The organism is Bacteroides mediterraneensis, from assembly GCF_025993685.1.
In the GTDB taxonomy this organism is placed as follows: domain Bacteria; phylum Bacteroidota; class Bacteroidia; order Bacteroidales; family Bacteroidaceae; genus Phocaeicola; species Phocaeicola mediterraneensis_A.
Genome location: NZ_DAJPEN010000001.1, coordinates 361982 through 384301 on the forward strand (window position 1 = coordinate 361982; position 22320 = coordinate 384301).

A 22320-nucleotide genomic window follows, 5' to 3' on the forward strand; every position below is an offset into this window, starting at 1 on the left:
AATTATAGACATGAATTTTTTGGAACTGGTAAAACAACGTCATTCCGTGCGGAGTTATGAACCCCGTGCGGTAGAGAAAGAAAAACTGGATTATGTGATGGAATGTGTGCGGATGGCTCCTTCGGCCGTGAATTTTCAGCCGTGGAAGTTTGCGGTGGTGACCGATGAGCCTCGGTTGTCGCAGCTGAAAAAGGCTTATCCGAGGGAATGGATATCCAATGTGCCTTGCCTCATTGTGGCGTGTGTCAATCACGAGGAATCATGGCATCGCAAGTCGGACGGGAAAGACCATGCCGACATTGACGTGGCTATTGCTGTGGAGCACCTTTGCCTGGCAGCCACAGAGCAGGGACTGGGCACCTGCTGGGTATGCAATTTTGACGTACCTCTTTGCCGGGAAGTGCTTCAGTTGCCTGCCCATATAGAGCCTGCGGTACTGATTCCGGTGGGCTATTCTGCCGAACAGGAAATGTCAGCTAAGAAGCGCAAATCCTTGGATGAGATTTTATTTTGATAGTAATATGGTAGGTTTGTAAACAAAATATCAAATATTTAACGAGTTTTAGCTACGATATTTGCTTGAAATTTCTACTTTTGGGACGCTCTTCGGAACTTGGTTTTCTGAAGAGCGCCTTTTTATATACATTCAAATTAGTTGAAAAATGGAAAACTTTGAACTGGGATTATTGCTGATGGTGGTTGGAATGGTCACTGTCTTCGTAATTCTGCTCATCGTTATCTGGTTAAGCCAACTTCTGATTTCCGTTGTCAATAAAGTAGCTCCAGAGGAAACTCCGAAAAAGAAAAACACTTCATCGGGAGCATCTACTGATGCAGGTGCAATGGATGCTATCAAGGCAGCCGTCGACATTTTGACAGCCGGAAAAGGCCAGGTAATAAAAGTAGAAAAGTTGCAGTAGTCCGTTAGAAAAACACGCATGTAGAATCATGGAACAGAAAGAAGTCAAATTTAGTTTGGTTTTCCGCGATATGTGGCAGAGTGCCGGAAAATACGTACCGCGTGTAGACCAGTTGGTAAAGGTGGCCCCAGCCATTATTGAAATGGGGTGTTTCGCCCGTGTAGAGACAAACGGGGGAGGTTTTGAACAAGTTAACCTGTTGTTCGGGGAGAATCCGAACAAGGCTGTCCGCGAGTGGACAAAGCCTTTTCACGAGGCCGGTATTCAGACGCACATGCTCGACCGTGCGCTGAACGGTTTGCGAATGAGTCCGGTGCCTGCCGATGTACGAAAATTGTTCTATAAAGTCAAGAAAGCACAGGGTACGGATATTACCCGTACGTTCTGCGGATTGAACGATGTGCGCAACATTATCCCTTCTATCGGCTATGCACACGATGCCGGCATGATTTCACAGTGCTGTCTTTGCATCACTTATTCTCCGATTCATACCGTAGAATATTACCTGGATATGGCCAAGAAGCTGATTGATGCAGGCTGCGATGAAATCTGTATCAAGGATATGGCTGGTATCGGCCGTCCGGTGTTCCTGGGTAAATTGGTGGCCGGCATCAAGAAAATCAAGGATATCACGATTCAGTATCACTCACATGCGGGACCCGGTTTCAACATGGCTTCTATCCTGGAAGTCTGCAAGGCCGGTTGCGATTACGTGGATGTAGGTATGGATCCGTTGTCTTGGGGAACCGGACATGCGGATGTCATCAGTGTGCAGGCCATGCTGAAGGATGCGGGCTTCAAGGTGCCGGAAATCAACATGCAGGCTTACATGAAGGTGCGCTCACTGATTCAGGAATTCATGGACGACTTCCTGGGCTTGTACATCAGTCCGAGAAACCGCTTGATGAACTCTCTGCTCATCGGACCGGGACTGCCGGGCGGTATGATGGGAAGTTTGATGGCCGACCTGGATACCAACCTGGAATCTATCAACAAATATAAGGCAAAACGGAACCTGCCGTTCATGACACAGGATGAACTGCTGATTAAGTTGTTCGACGAAGTGGCTTACGTATGGCCGCGTGTAGGTTATCCGTGTCTGGTCACTCCGTTCAGCCAGTATGTGAAGAACCTGGCCATGATGAACGTCATTCAGATGGAAAAAGGCAAGGAACGCTGGGGCATGATTGCCGATGATATTTGGGACATGATTCTGGGCAAGGCCGGACAGCTTCCGGGCAAACTGGCTCCTGAAATCGTGGAAAAGGCAGAACGCGAAGGCCGCAAGTTCTTCACGGGTAACCCACAGGACAACTATCCTGACCAGCTGGAGAAATATCGCCAGATGATGTGGGAAAAGAAATGGGAAACCGGACAGGACGACGAGGAACTCTTCGAATATGCCATGCATCCGGCTCAGTATGAAGCCTACAAGAGCGGAAAGGCCAAGGCCGACTTCCTGGAAGACGTGAAGAAACGTCGTGAAGCCAAGGAAGAAGTCCACATGGCCAACGACCAGACCAAGGTATTGACGGTAGACGTCAACGGTCAGGCTTATCGGGTAACGGTAGCCTTTGGTGATGTCAATCCGGCCAAACTGGCAGGTCAGGCAGGTGCAGAAGCCGCTCCGGCTGCGCAGGTACCGGCTGGCGAAGGAAAGGAAATCCTCTCTCCGCTGGAAGGTAAGTTCTTCCTGACAAAAGGTGCGCAGGAAACTCCGGTGAAAGTGGGTGACAAGGTAAATAAAGGTGACGTGATTTGCTACGTGGAGGCAATGAAGACTTACAATGCCATCCGTGCAGAATTCAGTGGAACGGTGACCGCCATTTGTGTAAATTCCGGTGATTCCGTATCAGAAGATGACGTATTAATGAAGATTTTGTGATGGAAGAGATATTAGAAAGATTATATGATATGACCGCTTTCAGCAACATTGCTGCTGACCCGCGGTTTCTCATCATGTATGCCATCGCTTTCGTCCTGCTCTATCTGGGTATCAAGAAACAGTATGAACCGCTGTTGCTGGTGCCCATCGCTTTCGGTGTGTTGCTGGCCAACTTCCCGGGAGGCGACATGGGAGTGGTGCAGGCCGACGAGAACGGAATGGTCATGGTGAACGGTGTGATGAAGAACATCTGGGAAATGCCGCTGCATGAGATTGCGCACGACCTGGGACTGATGAACTTCATTTATTATATGTTGATTAAGACGGGATTCCTGCCTCCGATTATTTTCATGGGTGTGGGTGCGCTGACCGACTTTGGTCCGATGTTGCGTAATCTTCGTCTTTCTATTTTCGGCGCGGCTGCCCAGCTGGGTATTTTTGCCGTACTGCTGGTTTCTATCCTGATGGGCTTCACTCCGAAGGAAGCTGCCTCTCTGGGTATCATCGGAGGTGCCGACGGTCCGACAGCCATCTTTACTACCATTAAGCTGGCTCCGCACTTGCTGGGTCCGATTGCCATTGCGGCTTATTCTTATATGGCCTTGGTACCGGTTATCGTACCGCTGGTGGTACGTATCTGGTGTACGAAGAAGGAGCTGTCCATCAACATGAAGGAACAGGAGAAGAAATATCCTTCGAAGACGGAAATCAAGAACCTGCGGGTGCTGAAAATCATTTTCCCGATTGCATGTACCACGATTGTGGCCTTGTTCGTACCGAGTGCAGTGCCCTTGATTGGTATGCTGATGTTCGGTAACCTGGTGAAGGAAATCGGCAGCAACACTTCCCGTTTGTTTGATGCCGCTTCCAACAGCATCATGAATGCGGCTACCATCTTCCTGGGTATCTCCGTAGGAGCAACCATGACGACCGACGCTTTTCTGAACTGGACAACCATCGGTATCGTGATTGGTGGTTTCCTGGCATTTGCCTTGTCAATCTCAGGTGGTATCTTGTTTGTGAAGGTAGTCAACCTCTTCACCAAGAAGAAAATCAATCCGCTGATTGGAGCTACCGGATTGAGTGCCGTGCCGATGGCCAGCCGTGTAGCCAATGAAATTGCCTTGAAATACGATCCGAAGAACCATGTGCTGCAATACTGCATGGCAAGTAATATTTCCGGTGTAATCGGTTCAGCTGTAGCTGCAGGTGTGCTGATTTCTTTCCTCGGATAATAGGACAGGATTCTGATTATAGGCGAGATTCCAAAGAGTGTGACAGAAAAAACGCTCTTTGGAATCTTTTTTTGTCATTTTGCCTCACTTTCTTTGTCGATTCTTTTCTGATAAGCAAACTATTTCCCATTTTTGCAGAAAACACAAGAATGACTTAATTCAACGTATGAAAGCTAACCTTTTTAACCTGTATCTGATTTTTTCCCTGTTGTTCGTTGCTTGCCAGAAGGAAGCAGCGGTGATTCCGTTTGAAAATGTTACGGAAAGTGTCACGTTGCCGTCGGTGGAAGGAGATGAGGCTTCAATATCTTTCATTTGTTCCGGCACATGGAATGCAACTACGGATGCCACATGGCTGACTCTTTCTCCTCTTTCCGGAAGAGCAGGAGAAAGAAAAGTGACGGTCAGGGTGGTTTCGGAGAATAACTCCAACCGACCGCGGGAGGCTAAAGTGAGGCTGACATCCGGAGATGCGGTTTATGAAGTGTCCGTATTTCAGGAAGTGGGCGATTATGTGTTGCCCGAACAAGGGGAGTATCTGGCGAAGGTGGATGGAGAAAGTCTTGTCATCCGCTTCGAATCGAATGTAGAGATGAAAGATTTGCGGATATATACTCCTTCTGAGCCCGAGAACTGGCTGCGGAAAGAAATATCGACCCGGGCAGTTCCGGCGGGAAAACATGAGGTTGTATTGAATGTGGCTCCCAATAAAGGAGGGATGTCTCGTTCGGCTTATTTGCTGTTTATGAAAGAAGCCAGTGGGACTCAGAAGAAGCTGGCTACTGTCAAGATTTCTCAACTGGGCGGTCAGGTGCTGGAGTCGGTAGATTTTTCAGCAGACGGGAAAGTGGATGTTTTGCAGAAACACACAGAAGGTAAAGGCATACCGGTTGTCTTGATGGGAGATGGATTTGTGGACCAGGAAATAGCGGACGGCATTTACCGGAGGGTAATGGAAACGGCAATGGAGAATTTGTTTTCTGAAGAACCGATAAGGTCGCTTAGGGCTTATTTTGATGTGTTTATGGTTCAGGCCGTGTCCGAAAACAATGATTTTGGAATGGGCTATCAAACGGCATTCAGCTGTAGGTTGGCAGGAGGAAAAGCCGCGACGATTACAGGAGACGACAGCTCTGTACAGGTTTATGTGAGAAAGGCACTGAAGCAAACGGAAAAGAAAAACAGTCTGGCAGTGGTTGTGCTCAACACTTCGGCTTATGCGGGAACCACATATTTCGGCTATCAGGATGGGAAAGGTAAGTTCGTGGAGTTTGCCATAGCTTATTGTCCGGTGGTTGAGAATCTGCAAAGCGAATCATTCCGCCGGGTATTGGTGCATGAGGCGGTGGGGCATGGGCTTGGAAAATTGGAGGATGAATATTCTTATCCGGAGAAAGGCAGTATTTCTACGCTTGAGATGCAGAAAATAAAGGTCATGCAGGCCAATGGCTGGTCGCAGAATGTGGATTTTACGGTGGAAGCGGATTCGGTATGCTGGGCTTCTTTCCTGAAGGATTCCCGTTATCAGGACGATGCTCTTGGAGTATATGAAGGCGGTTGTACATATCCTAAAGGAGTTTATCGTTCGTCGGATGACAGCATGATGAACTCAACGGCATGTGGGTTTAACGCCCCTTCCCGCAAGGCTCTTTATGACAAGGTGATGAAGCTGGGAAAAGGAATGGAACAGGTGGCATGGGAGGACTTTGTGGCGTTCGACAGGTGGCATCTTCCGGAAAGTAAACCTACCCGTTCGGCGCAGGCTGTGGAGCGGCTGGCTCGTCCGGTGTGGACAGGGAAGAAACTTCTTGATTAATTTTTATATAGATGTTTGCTGATGACGCTGAGGAATTCCTTGCCGTATTTTTCTTTCTTGAATTCACCTATGCCGCTGATTTCGCCAAACTCTTCGATGGTTTCCGGCTTTCTGAGTGCCAGCAGGTGCAGTGTTTTGTCGGATAGCACAATGTAGGCAGGAATAGCCAGCTGGTCGGCCAGCTTTTTCCGAAGCAGCCGGAGGGATTCGAACAATTCTGCATCTTCTTCTTCGAATACGGTTGAGACGAACAACGGTGCCGGAGCGGAGCTCTTGTGACCTTTGGCGCCTTTCTTTCCGCGGGCATCTTCTCTCTGGATGACAACCAGCTGTGCACGTTCTTTTCCGAACAGGACTTTTTTCCCGGCCTCTGTAATTTTCAGATGGTTGCTTTCGTTGTAGGCTATTTCAAAATATCCCAGGTTCAACATCTGAAGCAGATAGTCTTGCCAGTCTTTTCCGGGTACGTCTCTTCCCACTCCGTAAGTTTTGAGTTTGTCATATCCTTTTTCCATCACTTCGTATGTGGCATATCCTTTGAGGATATCAATCAGGGTGCGTGTACCGACTTGCTGGTTGGTACGGGCGATGGCGCTCAAGGCTTTTTGCACGATAATGGTACCGTCAAAACGTTTCGGGGGATTCTTGCACACGTCGCAGTTGCCGCAATCGTGGTCCATGGTTTCTCCAAAGTAGTTCAGCAGGATTCTTCGACGGCAAATGTCGGATTCGGCATACTGCTGCATGCGGTTCAACTTTTCCAGGTTGATTCCCTGCTGGTTGCTTTCGGCTGCAAAACGGGAGAGCATGACGATGTCGCTGAAAGAATAGAAAAGAAGGGTCTCACTGGGCAGGCCGTCACGTCCAGCCCGTCCGATTTCCTGATAAAAGTTTTCGATGCTTTTGGGCAGGTTGTAATGGATGACCCATCGTACGTTGGACTTGTCAATTCCCATTCCGAAGGCGATGGTGGCGCAGATAATCTGGATGCGGTCGTTGATGAAATCGTCCTGCGTCATTTCCCGTTGTTCGTTTGATAGCCCGGCGTGATAGACTCCTGCATGAAATCCTTCTTCTTCGAGCAGGCTGGCCACCTTCTCCGTTCCGTTACGGCTCATGCAGTAGATGATGCCGCTTTCTTTCCGGTGGCGTCGCAGGAAATTGGCAATGGTTTTTATTTTTTCTTTTTGCGGGTAACCTCGTTTTACTTCCAGGCTCAGGTTGGGCCGGTCGAAAGAGGAGATGAAAATCTCCGGATTCCGCATGTTCAGTTGCTGTATGATGTCTTCCCGGGTAATTTTATCGGCGGTAGCGGTCAGGGCTACGACAGGTACTTGTGGAAAACATTGGCGTATCACTTTCAGCTGGGTATATTCCGGGCGGAAGTCATGTCCCCAGTGGGAGATACAGTGGGCTTCATCGATGGCAAACAAGGAAATCTTGATGTCGCGCAGCAGATGGTTGCTTTCAAAGAGCAGTCTCTCGGGAGAGATATAGAGCAGTTTCACCCTTCCTTGTATGCATTCAAAATAGAGCTGGGCGTTGGTGGTCTCGTCGTTGGTACTGTTCAGCGCGCGGGCAATGATGCCGTTGGCCTGTAAGGATTCCACCTGGTCTTTCATGAGAGATATCAGTGGGGAGACCACCACGGTTGTTCCTTCCATCATGAGTGCCGGAAGCTGGTAGCACATGGACTTTCCTCCTCCGGTAGGCATGAGTACCAGTGTGTCTTTTTTCTGTAAGATGGTGGTGATAATTTGCTCCTGAAGCGGACGGAAAGAAGTGTACCCGAAATAAGATTTGAGGGTTTTCAGCATTTGTTCTCTCATGATTTTGAATTTTGTTCACAAAGATAGAGAAAATTTTAAAACCTTGCCGTTTTATGGCGACTTTTGTCTGTGCGTAAAGTTTTTTGATAAAGTTTTTGAGGGGATTGTTGTGAAATCGAAAAACTTCTACGACTTTTGTATGGTTATGTAATAAGAATACTTTATTAAGAACGAACTAGAATGAATGCACAAGGGAATTTTAATTATATAGTAGAACAATTTGCCGATTTGCAATTGTTACGCTATCGTGTGACCGGCTTTGAGAATCTATCTTTACAACAGAAAGAATTGGTTTATTATCTGTCGCAGGCGGCTTTGGAGGGACGGGACATCCTTTTCGACCAGAACGGGAAGTATAATCTGCGTATCCGGAAATTGCTGGAAGTGGTTTATACGACTTATACGGGTGACAAGGAGGATGCCGAATTTCAGGGACTGGAGGTCTATTTGAAACGGGTGTGGTTCTCCAGTGGAATTTATCACCATTATGCATGTGATAAATTTGTGCCTTCTTTTTCTCCGGACTTTCTACGGAAATGGATAGAAAAAGCGGATGCGACACAGCTCCCGTTAAAGGAGGGAGAGTCTGTACAGGAAATGTGTGACACACTGTTTCCGGTAATTTTCAATCCGCAAGTCATGCCTAAACGGGTGAACCAGGCAGATGGAGAAGACCTGGTGATGACTTCTGCGGCCAACTATTATGAAGGTGTGACACAGAAAGAGGCGGAAGCATTTTATTCCATTTTGAAAATACCAGGAGACCCTCATCCGGTGATGTATGGCATGAACAGCCGGCTGGTAAAGAAAGACGGGATCTTTCGGGAAGAAGTATGGAAAGTAGGAGGAATGTATGGGGAAGCCATCGAGAAAATCATTGCTTGGCTGGAGAAAGCTGAGGCCGTAGCCGAGAGTGAAGCACAACGTGAGGTGATACGCTTGTTGGTGGATTTTTACCGCACGGGCGACTTGAAGACTTTTGATGCCTACTCCATCGCTTGGTTGAAAGACACTGCTTCAAAGGTGGATTTTGTCAATGGTTTTATTGAAAGTTACGGTGATCCGTTGGGAATGAAAGCCAGCTGGGAGTCGATTGTGAATTTTAAAGACGAGGAGGCTACCCGGCGTACGGAAATCATCAGCCAAAATGCACAGTGGTTTGAGGACCATTCTCCAGTAGCTTTAGCTTTTAAAAAGGAAGTGGTGACGGGCGTTTCGGCCAAGGTCATTACGGCTGCCATGTTAGGAGGAGATTTATATCCGAGTTCAGCCATTGGTATCAATTTACCTAATTCGAACTGGATTCGCAGTCGCCATGGTTCCAAGTCGGTGACAATCGGAAACTTGACGGATGCTTACAACAAGGCGGCTAAAGGAAATGGTTTCCGGGAAGAATTTGTATACAGTCAGACTGAGCGGGATTTGTTGGAGAAATATGCCGATATCACGAGTGAACTGCATACGGATTTGCACGAATGTGTGGGGCATGGTTCCGGCAGATTGATTCCGGGAGTTGACCCGGATGCCTTGAAAGCCTATGGCTCTACGATTGAAGAAGCTCGTGCCGATTTGTTCGGCCTGTATTATCTGGCTGATAAAAAGCTGGTGGAACTGGGGTTGACTCCTGATGAAGAAGCTTATAAAGCTGAATATTATGCCTATATGATGAACGGACTTCTCACTCAGATGGTGCGCATTGAACCGGGTCGTGATTTGGAGGAGGCACACATGCGTAATCGTCAGTTGATTGCCCGTTGGGCGCTTGAATATGGGAAGTCGATGAATGTCGTGGAACTGGTGCAGAAGGAAGGAAAGACGTATGTGAAAGTCAATGATTATCTTCAGTTGCGCGGACTTTTTGGGATGTTGTTGAGCAAGATTCAGCGTATCAAGAGCGAAGGTAATTATGAAGCAGCCCGTGCTTTGGTGGAAAAATATGGCGTGAAACTGGATGCGTCGCTTCACGAAGAAGTGCTGGCCCGTTATCGTGCCTTGCATCTGGCTCCCTACAAGGGGTTTGTCAATCCCGTGTATCGTCCTGAATACGATGCGGAGGGCCGGATTGTAGATGTGAAAGTAGATTATACAGAAGGTTATACGGAGCAGATGCTTCGTTATGGCCGCGATTATTCTAATTTGAAAATTTGATGATGACAGAAGCAGAAATACATGAAACGATAAGGGAAATCAAGTCGAAGTTCCGTTTGTTTATGAATGGAGTGGTTTCCCAAAGCATGCGGGAGAAAGGGTTTGATTATAAATTGAATTTTGGTATTGAATATCCCCGTATCAAAGAGATTGCGGCAGGATACGAGCCCAATCATGAACTGGCCCGGGCGTTATGGAAGGAGAATATCCGTGAGTGTAAAATAATGGCCGGTTTGCTCCAGCCTGTAGAAACCTTTTATCGGGAAATTGCAGAAATATGGATAGAAGACATGCACTATCCGGAACTGGCTGAATATACCGTAATGAATCTTTTTCAGCGTTTGCCATACGCTTCGGAGGTGGTTTTCCCATGGATGGCCGACGAACGGGAATATTTCCAGCTTTGCGGGTATCTGTTGATGGCCCGTCTGCTGATGAAAGGATGGACATTGAACGAGCGGGCAGAAGAGGAATTCTTAGACCAGACTTTTACCGTATTGGAAGGTGATTCAGATATGCGCAATGTGGCGGGAAAAGCGGTTTGTAAATTTGCTTTGCAGTCGAAAGCAAATGCACGCAAGGTACTCCGTATGTTGGGAAATCTCATAAAATCTTCAAAACCTGAGGTCCATATAATGGCTGAAGAATTAAAAAATGAGATAGAATATAGCCTGTAATCTTTCTAAATTACTCAAAAAAATATAACTTTGACCGCTGAACGATTATTGGGATGGAAGAGAACATAAAAGATACAGTCAAGCAAATCCTTACCGAGTATTTGCAGAAGAACGGACATCGGAAGACGCCTGAACGTTATGCCATACTGGAGACAATTTATTCCATCAAAGGGCATTTTGATGTGGATGAGTTGTATAGTTATATGGCAGAAAAGGAGAAGTTCCGGGTGAGTCGTGCTACCCTGTATAATACCATCATTTTACTCATAGATGCCGGGTTGGTCATCAAGCACCAGTTTGGCAATACTTCCCAGTATGAACGCTCGTACAACAATGAAACCCATCATCACATGATTTGCACCTGCTGTGGAAAAGTCTCTGAATTTGAGGATGAGAATTTAAAGCAGGCCATTGCACAGACAAAGCTGAAAGGATTTTATGCTTCGCATTATTCTTTATATATTTATGGCCTGTGCAACAAGTGCATGGCGGTGAAACGGAAAAAGAAATAATACCAAAGAATATAAAAACATAAAGAATCATGAAAGTAGATGTTTTGTTAGGTTTACAGTGGGGCGACGAAGGAAAAGGTAAAGTAGTCGATGTGTTGACTCCCCGTTATGATGTGGTTGCCCGCTTTCAAGGAGGCCCGAACGCTGGACATACTCTTGAGTTTGAAGGTCAGAAATATGTGCTCCGTTCTATTCCCTCTGGAATCTTTCAGGGTGATAAGGTAAATATTATTGGAAATGGAGTGGTGCTTGATCCGGCTTTGTTCAAGGCGGAAGCAGAGGCATTGGAGGCAAGCGGACATCCGTTGAAAGAACGTTTGCACATTTCCAAGAAGGCCCATCTGATTCTTCCTACTCACCGTATTCTGGATGCCGCATACGAAGCTGCCAAAGGTGCGTCTAAAGTAGGAACTACCGGAAAAGGTATTGGCCCTACTTATACTGACAAAGTGAGCCGTAACGGATTGCGTGTGGGTGACATCCTGCATGACTTTGAAGCAAAATATGCTGCGGCCAAGGCTCGTCATGAAGCTATTTTGAAGAGTTTGAACTATGAATATGATATTACAGAACTTGAAAAACAATGGATGGAAGGTATTGAATACCTTCGTCAGTTCCATTTGGTAGACAGCGAGCATGAAGTGAATCGTCTGCTGAACGAAGGTAAGTCTGTACTTTGTGAAGGTGCTCAGGGAACCATGCTGGATGTAGATTTTGGTTCTTATCCTTTTGTGACTTCTTCCAATACCATCTGTGCCGGTGCTTGTACAGGACTGGGATTGGGTCCTAACAAAATCGGTGAAGTGTATGGTATCATGAAAGCTTATTGTACACGTGTGGGTTCAGGTCCGTTCCCTACTGAGCTTTTCGATGAAACTGGTAAGACAATCCGTGACTTGGGACATGAATATGGAGCTGTGACAGGTCGTGAGCGTCGTTGCGGATGGATTGACTTGGTTGCTTTGCGTTATGCGATTATGATTAACGGCGTTACTCAATTGATTCTGATGAAGAGCGATGTGCTGGACGGCTTTGATACCATCAAGGCTTGTGTGGCATACAATGTGAATGGAGAAGAAATCGATTACTTCCCGTACGACATCACAGAAGGCGTGGAGCCGGTGTATGCAGAGCTTCCGGGCTGGAAGACCGACATGACCAAAATGACAAGTGAGGATGAATTCCCTGAAGAATTCAATGCGTATATCACTTTCTTGGAAGAACAGCTGGGAACTCCGATTAAGATTGTGTCTGTAGGTCCCGACCGTGAACAGACAATCGAACGTTACGTAGATTGATTTATTTATCTGAATAAATTGGGAAAGAGGCCGTCTCAAAATGAATTGAGATGGCCTCTGTCGTTTCATCTCAGATTGAAGTTGTTTGGATTTTCCTCAAAAAAGGAGTATCCAAGTTTCCTCCTGCAAATTTCATCATTTTAAACCGTTTTCCCCCCGTCAGAAGCCTCCTAAGAGGCTACTTTTGCAAGATTATGTGCTATGGCCAGCAGGCCAAATTCAATTTCCACCTTTTTCAGCCCACGGAGATGGAACCTCTTGAAGTGCTTGTTGTTCTTGAGGTTTCCAAATACGGCTTCCACATCCTGTGGCCGCTGGCTCCGGTATTTAAGACCTTCCGCAGAGAGGAGTTTCTCACGTTCCCTTTCCTTGATTTTTCTCAGCCGATGATTCACTTGCACAATCCTTTCCGACCGGCTTCTGTGACACCGGCATCTTAACGGGCAGCCCTTGCAGTTCCGTGCCCTGTACCTTGAGATGGTCTGTACAAAACCGTTGTCTGTCGTCCGCTTTACATCGGAGAGTCTTTCCATCCTCTGTCCCATCGGACAGTACATGCCGTCGGTTTCTTCATTATAATAGAAGTTGGCAGACAGGAACGGGTCATTCCTGAAGCTCCTTTTCTGTTCCTTGTGGAAATAGTTGTACTTTATGAAGGTTTCGATGCCGTGCCTGAAGGCGTACAGGTAGTTCTCCTCACTTCCGTACCCGGCGTCACAGACGGACACGTCAGGATATCTGCCGTACAGGGAATGGAAGTCTTCCATGTGCAGGGGATAGGTGGAGGTGTCACCGGCACACTGGTGGAGGGTATAGTTCAGGATGAACTGTCCGTTGGTACTGACCTGCGGGTTGTATCCGGGCTTGAGCTGCCCGTTCCTCATGTGGTCCTCCTTCATCCGCATGAACGTGGCGTCGGGGTCTGTCTTGGAGTAGCTGTTGCGCCCGTCGAGAATCTTTCCCTGGGATTCGTATTTCTTCAGCTGTTCGGGCCATGCCTTCCTCACGCGCCGGACCTTGGCCTTCACTTTCCGGTCCGCATCCGTTCCCTCCAGAGCTTCATGTATCTGTTCCAGCGCCCTTTCCACCTTCTCGGGGGTGATGTCCTGGTAAGTGACGGGAGCGGAGTCGCGCAGTTCCTGCTTGGTGACGGACTCGGCGTACCGCCATATCTCCTCAAGCTGTTCCGCAATTCTGGAGATGCGGGTGTGGATGGACTTGCCCCAGACGAACGTATAACGGTTGGCGTTCGCCTCCATCTTCGTCCCGTCGGTGCAGGCCACGTCCAGACTTACAAAGCCCTCCGCCACGAGGAACTTCACGATGGTGGCGAAGACGGTCTTGAGCACATCCTTCAGCCGGCTGCTGCGAAAACGGTTGATGGTGTTGTGGTCAGGCACCCTGGTACCGGTCAGCCACATGAAGCGGATGTCATTGCGGCAGAACTCCTCAATGCGGCGGCTGGAATAGATATTGCGCAGATAGGCATATACCAGAATCTGCAGCATCATGCGGGGATGGTAGGCCGGACAGCCTTTGACGGAGTACTTGCGGTAAAGTTCTTCCAGGCTGATCTGTTCAATGATACGGTGAACAACCCGGACCGGATCGTTCTGGGGAATAAAATCGCCTAAACACGGAGGTAAAAGCAGATTATCGTTGGAGGTATAGTTTTTAAACATTATCTTTGGGATATATTGCTTGATTCCCTAAGGTACGAAAAATTAGGGAGACGGGCAAGTCCTGACTGAGCGAAGTTTGGGCTTGCCCGATTTTTTTTGCAGACACAAAAAAGGCCATCTCAAATTATATTTGTACAACCGTCCGCGATAGCGTCTTGTAGTCTGCCTGTAGTAATTCTAACTTTGCCATAAAATTTTAGATATGGTAAAAATAGAATACTACAGGCAGATTTTTTCTGCTTTTAAAGAATTATGTTCATCTGGCAAACAATCATGCTCCTTTCGTGAATATTGCCGCGGGCATGGTGTCAATTATTACAGGATGTATCTGATATTGAAGGAAGAATACACAAGCTTGAATGATGTTCCCGGATATACAAGAGGAAGTTGTCTGAAGTTTCGTTGTTCTCAGGCTTACGAAGAATTTAAGTCCCTCTGTGCCGATGGCAGACAACCGGGACGCTTTATTGATTATTATAAAGGTTTTGGAATAACAAGGAAACAGATGAAGGACTTTCTGTGGCGCAACAGACTCCGTGTTTCGGATTTGCCCGGATATACAAGTCCCCATACATGTCGAAGTTCCCGGTATAAGGAAATACCTTTTGAGGATGTGATATTTGAGGAAGCCGGTTTTCTTCCTGCAGAAAGCTGCAATGTGATTACTGTCAGGGTAGATGGCAATGTGGAAGTAAGCTTTCCGGAAGATACGGACTTGTCTGTTATTGCGAAGTTTATCCGTAAAATGGGAAAGGAGGTCACTCATGTGGAGCCTTGATTCATGTCTGCATCTGTGGGTCTGTCAGCATCCTGTATCCATGCGTTATGGCATCCGTGGTCTGACACAAATGATATGGTCGTGGAAAGGACATTCTCCGGCTTCGGGGGATGTATATGTGTTTTTCTCACAGGACCGTAAGACCATGAAGGCATTAAAATGGGACGGCGACGGTTTTTTGATGTACACTAAAAGACTGTCCCAAGGGCGTTTCCGTGAGGTGCTGAAAAACGGTGATGGCAGCGTCCGCAGGTTTCAATGGGATGACTTCTACATGCTGATGAGGGGGCTCACACCTGTAAAAGTAACTGTCGAAGAACGCTTTAGAATGGCTGCAAGGTAGTATATATAATATTGATAATCAAATAATTAAATCTATAAGAAGTTGCATAAATCCGCCTTTTTTCGTAACTTTAAAGCATGAAAAAGGATGAACTGATAGAACTTTTGCAACGCCAGAACGGCTTCCTTCAGGGCAAACTGGAGGAAGCCTTATCATCTGTCCGTTCACTGACTTCAGCCAACGAGAGACTGACTGCCACGGTTGAAGAACTGAGAAAGCAGATAACCTCTCTGGAGGAAACTCTCAAAGGAAAGGACATTGAACTCAGCAAGGAAAAAACTGTCCGTCAGGCAATGCGCCGTCTGCAGGAATCTCCCTCGGAAAGACAGACCGGACAGATGCTCCCCAAATCTGATGTTCCTGAACAGAAGATACAAAAGAGACATACAAACAACGGTGCGAAGAAAAAGACACATCCGGAATGTGAGATTGAAACCTTTGATGTAGAACCTGACGACCCGGGGTTTGATCCGGAACTGGCCAGATATATGTGTACATGCGATGTCGTGCGTTATTCAATGGTTCCCATGCGCTTTATCAAGACAATCTATAAGGTCAAGAAGTATGTTCAGAACGGTACAATCTTCAAAGGTTCTGTTCCGGCAACTCCGCTGCTGAACTCCCAATACACTTCCTCTTTTATCGCAGGTCTGGCGGAGTTGCGCTATCTGCACGGAATGCCGCTTGAAAATGCGGTAGAATACTTCCGCTCACACGGCTTCGATCTTGATAAGGGTACCGCCCGGAAGCTTGTCAGCAAAACCAAGGTTCAGCTTGAGAACCTTTATAAGGCTCTTGCAAAGGCAATCCTTGAGGACAACTATATCTGTGGTGATGAGACTTATCAGAAAGTACGTCTGCAGACAGTCACTGATTCAGGGAAGAAAATAAAGAAAGGATATATCTGGGTGTTTGTCGGTATGACCACAGGTCTGGTGTATTTCTTTTATGATGACGGATCACGTTCGGCTGAAGTCTTTGAAAATGAAATAAAAGGATTTAACGGAGCCTTCCAGTGTGACTTTTACTCCGGATACCGTCATATCGGAATCGGCAATCTGAAAGGAATAAAAAGACTTCCATGCCTGCAGCATATAAAACGGAAGTTTCTGGATATAAAGGATAGTACTATTGCCCAGCAAATGGCCAAGCGCTTCGGCCTATTGTATCACTTCGAGCATAAACACAAAACAGGAAAGGACGGATGGACTGACGAGGACCACCTTCAGTGGAGGCAACGCTACTCAAAAGTGATGATTGAAAAAATCTACAGAGGATTGATTGAGATTAAAGACCGTCCGGGGATACCTCCTGATGATTCTCTTAATGCCGCCGCCGATTATGCGCTGAAACAGTGGCATGAAATACCGGCAATCTTCTCTTCTCCTAAATACAGGCTTGACAACAATGAAGTTGAACGAATAAACAGGTATATATCACTGACACGAAGACGTCTGACAATAGGCTCTCATACAGGAGCCGAAGTGGCGGTGTTATACCACTCATTAGCCATAACATGCCATAGATGTGGAATAAACATCTTTGAATACTTCTGCGACATTATAGACCGTTGTGCCGCATGGCCTCCTAATACTCCTATAGATAAATATCGTGATTTGCTTCCGGATAGATGGAAGAAGATGAAAAGATAGCCGCCCAAAAATCTGGAAGGCTATCTTTTTATGTGGTGAACGCTATCGCGGACGGTTGTACTTATATTTCATTTTGAGACGGCCTCTTTTTTTTGTTCTTTTAATGAAGCTGATTGTATCTTAATTCTTTTGTTGTTTCTATCTTTTTGATAGGCGTTATTGTTTATATATTTCTGTTTGGTTTTGTTTTTATTTTACGGCTTTTATTGTTGTCTTTTGCTTATTCTGTTTGTTTTTTCTTTCTGTTTATATTATTGGTTGTTGTATTAAAAATGAATTGATATTCGTTATCGCGTGTCGTTTTGGCGTTTTTTATTATTTTTCTGTGATATTTTGTTGTTTGTTTGATTAAATATATATCTTTGTGGTGTTGTTAATGAGTTTTAACGTGTGTTTATAATGTATTTTATTAACTAAACGAGATTTATTTATGTTTAATCAAAGGAGGGATTTATGAAAAGGAAACTTACATTGATGCTGACCTTTCTGTTTGTATGGATGGGAGTAGCATGGTCGCAAGGATTAACGGTGAAAGGTGTGGTGACTTCAGAAGAAGACGGGCTTCCTATTGTAGGAGCATCAGTGCTGGTGAAAGGTACTACCCAAGGAACCATTACCGATGTGGATGGTAATTTTGAGATTTCAGGTGTGAAGGCTGGAAGCAAGACCTTGATTGTTTCATTTGTAGGAATGAAAAGTCAGGAGGTAGCGATAAAGCCCAACATGAAGATTGTATTGCAATCGGATACGGAAACCTTGGATGAGGTAGTGGTTACCGCAATGGGTATTTCAAGAGAGAAGAAAGCATTAGGATATGCCTTGCAAGAAGTAAAATCAGAAGAAATTACTCAAGCTGCACAGTTGAATGTGGCTAATGCACTTTCGGGAAAGATTGCCGGAATACAGATTACTTCGCAAGGTGGGCAGGTCGGAGCCTCTCAAAATATTGTAATCCGTGGTAATTCTTCATTCGGAAACAATGCACCTTTGATTGTGGTGGATGGTGTGCCTGTACAGAACGATAACGGAACCGGTTCAGATGTCAATCTGGGTTCAGGTTTGAATGATATTAATCCGGAAGATATTGAATCCATATCGGTATTGAAAGGTGGTTCGGCAGCCCTTTATGGTATGCGTGCCGGAAACGGTGTTATCCTTATCACAACCAAGTCGGGTAAAAAAGATAAAGGCGTACAGATATCGTATGACGGAAGTTTTACGGTTGACCAGATTTATAACTTGCCAAAACTTCAGAACAAATACGGGCAGGGATATTACGGAAGTGAGTTCGACTGGAAAGAAGGAGGTTACAGCGATATTATGTCATACGCAGACTTTGCCGTAGAGCATGGATTCTCCTACTACGACGGTATGGGAAATGGGGTGAATGACAACGCTGACGAGTCTTGGGGACCGCGTTTGGATATCGGTCTGATGATTCCACAATATAATAGTCCGGTTGTTAATGGTGTGCGCCAAGCTACTCCGTGGGTGTCTCATCCGGACAATATCAAAGATTTCTTTGAAACTGGTTACTCACAGAGTCACATGATTTCATTGACTACTTCCAATGAAAAATCATCAACTCGTGCTTCGTTGGGATTCCGCGACCAGAAAGGTACTACACCCAACACAGACCAAAAACGTTACTCTATTGCCATAAACTCGAAAATGAGTGTAAACAAGTATCTGGACTTCGATTTGTCTGCAAACTTTGTCCGCACGAAGAGTGACAATCTTCCTGGAACCGGATACAGCGGCTCAAACGTACTGCAGTCATTGCTGCAATGGCATGGACGCCAGATTGACATACAGGATTTGAAGGCAAATTATGACCAAAAGGACGAGATGGGTAATTATACTCATTACAACTGGCAGCAGGCTTATGCCATGAACCCGTACTGGGTGTTGAACCATAACTTGAACAAATACACCCGTGACCGTTTCTATGGCAAGTCTTCTATTTTTATCAAGCCTACTGACTGGTTGAAGTTTGAAGGACGCCTTGGTTTTGATCATTTTGATTCAAACCAGCTGTCTAATATAGAATGGAGCGTTGATTACCCGGATGGATATTTCCGTAACTATGACCGTCGTACCACGGAAATCAATGCCGATTTCATCGGTTACTTCACCAAGCAATTCGGTGACCTCAATGTGAATGCGTTGGCTGGAGCTAACTATCGTGATTATGCGTATGAAATCAATACAATAGGGGCTGACCAGTTGACCGTCCCCGGACTTTATACCGTGGCCAACGCAAAAGGAACAGCTTATACTGCACAGAACCATGAGACACGGCGTTCGAACTCTGTGTACGCCAACCTTTCGTTGGGGTGGAAAAATCAGCTTTATGCAGATATCAGTGTGCGTAACGACTGGGATTCTACCATTAAGGATGCATTCTTCTATCCGTCATTCAGCGGTAGCTGGATTTTGACAGAAACACTTCCGATGCTGACCAGCGGGGGTATTCTCAATTTCCTGAAACTTCGTGGTGGATGGGCTAAAATCGGTAATGCAACAGATCCATACGTATCTAACTCATATTATTCAGTCATATCTGCACCGTTTAACGGTACTACGCTTTACTACAATCCTACGACTTACCCCGCACGTAATCTGCGTCCTGAAATGATAAAGACATGGGAAGTCGGTCTTGAGGCAAGCTTGTTGGATAATCGCATTCACTTCGATGGAGCTTATTACCAGAAAGTTACTACCGATCAGATTATGCAAGCCAATGTCGCAACTTCCACTGGTTATAGTTCTATGTATATCAATGCGGGTAAGGTAAGCAACAAAGGTGTTGAGCTTCAGTTGTCAGCCGATATTTTCCGTAATCCAAAAGGATTCAGCTGGACTACCACATTAAACTGGGCAAAGGATAAAAGCCGTATCGACGAACTTTATACTGATCCTGTTACCGGACAGAAACTGGACGCTTATGAAATCGGAAGCAGCTGGAGCTGTACCAGCTATGCAATACCTGGTGAAAGCTGGGGAACACTTGTGGGAACAGGATATGTATATAATGACGATGGTTCCATTCGGGTAGAAAACGGAATGCCGGTATATGAGAGTGCAAAAAAGATTGGAAATGTAAGTCCGGACTGGCTGGCTGGCTGGAGCAACGAATTTACTTACAAAGACTGGAGTTTCGGGTTCCTGCTTGACTTCCGCAAAGGGGGAGACGTTTACTCTATCTCACAGGCTTTTGGTACACAGACAGGTATATATGATTTTACTGCAGCGGGAGATATTCGTGAAAACGGTGTTATTGCAGGTAAGAACGTGTTGACCGACAAAGTGTTCAAGACAGCCGACGGTAAAATCAATGATGTGGCAGTGAATGCGGAAGACTTCTTCTATAACTTCTATACCATCTGTGAAATGTCAGTCTTTGATGGTTCTTACTTGAAGTTGCGTGAAGCACATCTTACTTATACTTTCCCTAAACAGTTGTTGAAGAATACGTTCATCAAATCAGCGAAAATTTCATTGGTTGGAACAAACTTGGCACTGTTATGGGTACATAGTTCGAACCTCACTCACCTTGATCCGGAATCTACAACGGGTTCAAGCAATGGAGACGTAGGTTTCGAATCAAACTCTTACCCTCCTTCACGAAGCATCGGTTTAAAATTAGGAGTAACATTCTGATAAAATTAATTTAAAAGGAACTGACTATATGAAAAGATATATTAAGAAAATCACCATGGCATTCATGGCTGGAGCTTTAATTTGGAGTGCCACCGGATGTACGAACTCGTTCGAGGAAATAAACCAAGACCCGGACAATGCAACCAATGTTCCAAATGGGAACCTTCTTGCTTATGTTATTTACTATACTTCCTATCGATTCAATGACCGCTGGTTTGCGATGGATGAGCCTATGACTTTCTGCGGTTATGCGGCAAAGATGAGTTACATCGATGAATCGCGTTACAGTTATCGTACGAATATACAAGATAGTAACTGGGAATATGTATATCGCATCCTGAATAATGTGATGGATTTGCAGGGACGTGCTACGCCCGGTTCGAATCTTTTGAATGTGGCCAAAGTGATGGAAGTAACTGTCATGCAGGTCGCTACCGACAGATGGCGTGACGTTCCTTACAGCGATGCCGTAAAAATGAGTGAAGGTATTCTTACTCCTAAATACGATAAGCAGGAAGATATTTATCCGGCCTTGCTCGCAAAGTTGAAAGAAGCTGCCGATGGTTTCGCCAGTAACGAGGGAACCGATGACATCAGCGATGGTGATTTATTGTTTGGTGGGGATATCACCAAATGGCAGAAGTATTGCAACTCACTGCGCCTTCGTTTGGCTATCCGCATATCTGAGGTAAGCCCTGAGCTGGCACAATCAACAGTTGAGGAAGTGTTGGGTGATCCTTCACGCTATCCGGTTATGGACTCTAATGATGACAATGCATTCTTCTGGTGGCAGGGGTCCGATTCCAACTTTTTCGAGCCGATAGCCGACCAGTATCGTACACGTAAAACGGAATATTGTGCGTCCGACGTGATGGTCGACAATTTGTTGGCGGCCGACGATCCACGTATTGGCATTTATTTCACTCCTACGCCGGCCAGTCAAACGGAGGGTGATGATGATTATACCGATGGAACTCCTGTGTATAGAGGATATACTATCGGAGCTTCCTCCAACGCTGTTTCTAAGTTATATTCGGTATGGAATTATAAATACGGGCAGGACTTAGGAGGATTTTCTCCTTGGATGCGTGTAGCCGAAGTGTATTTCCATATTGCTGAGGCTGCCATGCTGAACTATGATACTGGTAGTTACGGTACTGCGGCAGCCAACTATGAAAAAGCCGTGCGTTTTTCTATGGTTGAAAATGAAGTAAGTGATGCAGACGCAGCCGAGTACTTGGAAAATGGAGGCAAATTTGATAATACGTTAAAGAAAATATGGTATGAAGAATGGGTTGCTATGTTTAAGCAGGCGATGGAAGGTTGGTCGTTGTACCGACGTACGGGAGTTCCTGAAAACAACTATATTGCTCCGGGACGTCCTGCTCAGTACGCAAACCATAATGTGCCCCCATTGCGTTCGCCGTATCCTTCAACCGAACTGAATTTGAACGCGGCCAACAATGCACCTTATAATGCTGAAGTCGTGGATAACTTATGGGGTAAACCTATGTGGTGGGACACCAGAGAGGGTGTATATTAATCCTACGCTTAAAGTTTACATTGGACAGAGGTGTATCTTTTTAGTAGACACTAATGTATATGTCTCTCTTTTAATTTGCATTTTGAAGGGGTTTCTCAGTGATGAGGGGCCTCTTTTTTATTTTATGGAATTTGTTAATCACTTTGAATATTGTTCTTTAGTGGTTAATATGTGTTGTAAAACATGATTTTTCTACCGTTTTCTTTGCGTATTCACCTGGAATGCTTACTTTTGTACTGTGTTTTTCATAGTATTAGATTTAAGGTTAACAAAGGTTGGAGTTCAGCGGAACTCCTTTTTTTATGTCCTTACGTGAGGTTTCCTTTTCCTGGTTTCTGG

16 protein-coding genes are annotated in these 22320 nt (G+C 45.8%); 14 read left to right on the forward strand and 2 right to left on the reverse strand.

What is annotated here, in order from left to right; translation table 11 throughout:
* The first annotated feature begins 10 nt into the window (after positions 1-10).
* The 5 genes from OIM59_RS01370 (at position 11) to OIM59_RS01390 (ending at position 5856) form a co-directional block, all read left to right on the forward strand.
* Positions 11-514, forward strand: a complete 504-nt coding sequence (locus OIM59_RS01370) for a nitroreductase family protein (RefSeq protein ID WP_303894436.1) — start codon at positions 11-13, stop codon at positions 512-514.
* A gap of 148 nt (positions 515-662) precedes the next feature.
* On the forward strand, positions 663-920 hold the full coding sequence (locus tag OIM59_RS01375; RefSeq protein WP_299170133.1) for an OadG family protein: 258 nt from the start codon (positions 663-665) through the stop codon (positions 918-920).
* Between the two features lie 28 nt (positions 921-948).
* Complete coding sequence (locus tag OIM59_RS01380) at positions 949-2805, forward strand: biotin/lipoyl-containing protein (protein WP_299170132.1); 1857 nt, start codon at positions 949-951, stop codon at positions 2803-2805.
* On the forward strand, positions 2805-4040 hold the full coding sequence (locus OIM59_RS01385) for a sodium ion-translocating decarboxylase subunit beta (RefSeq protein WP_022353506.1): 1236 nt from the start codon (positions 2805-2807) through the stop codon (positions 4038-4040). The genes OIM59_RS01380 and OIM59_RS01385 overlap by 1 nt, the downstream gene beginning before the upstream one ends.
* Before the next feature lie 166 nt (positions 4041-4206).
* Positions 4207-5856 (forward strand): M64 family metallopeptidase, encoded by a 1650-nt coding sequence (locus OIM59_RS01390; RefSeq protein WP_299170131.1) that lies wholly within the window; start codon positions 4207-4209, stop codon positions 5854-5856.
* Here the strand turns inward: OIM59_RS01390 and recQ are convergent.
* The gene (recQ, locus tag OIM59_RS01395; RefSeq protein WP_299170278.1) at positions 5853-7673 is read right to left on the reverse strand and encodes a DNA helicase RecQ; all 1821 of its coding nucleotides are present in this window, start codon (positions 7671-7673) and stop codon (positions 5853-5855) included. The two genes, OIM59_RS01390 and recQ, sit on opposite strands and share 4 nt — an antisense overlap.
* 192 nt (positions 7674-7865) lie before the next feature.
* Between recQ and OIM59_RS01400 the strand changes: the two genes are divergently transcribed.
* The 4 genes from OIM59_RS01400 to OIM59_RS01415 are packed head-to-tail and all read left to right on the forward strand — an operon-like array spanning position 7866 to position 12320.
* Complete coding sequence (locus tag OIM59_RS01400) at positions 7866-9833, forward strand: dihydrofolate reductase (protein WP_303894441.1); 1968 nt, start codon at positions 7866-7868, stop codon at positions 9831-9833.
* Between the two features lie 2 nt (positions 9834-9835).
* Positions 9836-10510 (forward strand): DNA alkylation repair protein, encoded by a 675-nt coding sequence (locus OIM59_RS01405; RefSeq protein ID WP_299170276.1) that lies wholly within the window; start codon positions 9836-9838, stop codon positions 10508-10510.
* A 53-nt stretch (positions 10511-10563) separates the two neighbouring features.
* Positions 10564-11022, forward strand: coding sequence for a Fur family transcriptional regulator (locus OIM59_RS01410; protein ID WP_299170129.1), 459 nt, complete (start codon positions 10564-10566; stop codon positions 11020-11022).
* A gap of 29 nt (positions 11023-11051) precedes the next feature.
* Positions 11052-12320, forward strand: a complete 1269-nt coding sequence (locus tag OIM59_RS01415; RefSeq protein WP_299170128.1) for an adenylosuccinate synthase — start codon at positions 11052-11054, stop codon at positions 12318-12320.
* A gap of 170 nt (positions 12321-12490) precedes the next feature.
* On the opposite strand, the gene OIM59_RS01420 is transcribed toward OIM59_RS01415, so the two are convergent.
* Positions 12491-14002: an IS1182 family transposase gene (locus OIM59_RS01420; RefSeq protein WP_303894444.1), complete on the reverse strand. Its 1512-nt coding sequence runs from the start codon at positions 14000-14002 to the stop codon at positions 12491-12493.
* Between the two features lie 202 nt (positions 14003-14204).
* On the opposite strand from OIM59_RS01420, the gene OIM59_RS01425 reads away from it, so the two are divergent.
* The 5 genes from OIM59_RS01425 to OIM59_RS01445 all read left to right on the forward strand — a co-directional run bounded on the left by OIM59_RS01425 (position 14205) and on the right by OIM59_RS01445 (position 21981).
* Positions 14205-14780 (forward strand): hypothetical protein, encoded by a 576-nt coding sequence (locus tag OIM59_RS01425; RefSeq protein ID WP_303894447.1) that lies wholly within the window; start codon positions 14205-14207, stop codon positions 14778-14780.
* Complete coding sequence (gene tnpB / locus OIM59_RS01430; protein WP_177865198.1) at positions 14767-15123, forward strand: IS66 family insertion sequence element accessory protein TnpB; 357 nt, start codon at positions 14767-14769, stop codon at positions 15121-15123. Before OIM59_RS01425 ends, tnpB begins: the two co-directional genes overlap by 14 nt.
* Before the next feature lie 77 nt (positions 15124-15200).
* Positions 15201-16775: an IS66 family transposase gene (locus OIM59_RS01435; RefSeq protein WP_299170862.1), complete on the forward strand. Its 1575-nt coding sequence runs from the start codon at positions 15201-15203 to the stop codon at positions 16773-16775.
* 453 nt (positions 16776-17228) lie between these two features.
* A complete protein-coding gene (locus OIM59_RS01440) occupies positions 17229-20438 on the forward strand; it encodes a SusC/RagA family TonB-linked outer membrane protein (RefSeq protein WP_299167651.1) in 3210 nt (1069 codons plus the stop codon).
* Between the two features lie 28 nt (positions 20439-20466).
* Positions 20467-21981 (forward strand): SusD/RagB family nutrient-binding outer membrane lipoprotein, encoded by a 1515-nt coding sequence (locus OIM59_RS01445; RefSeq protein ID WP_303894454.1) that lies wholly within the window; start codon positions 20467-20469, stop codon positions 21979-21981.
* The last annotated feature ends 339 nt before the right edge of the window (positions 21982-22320 follow it).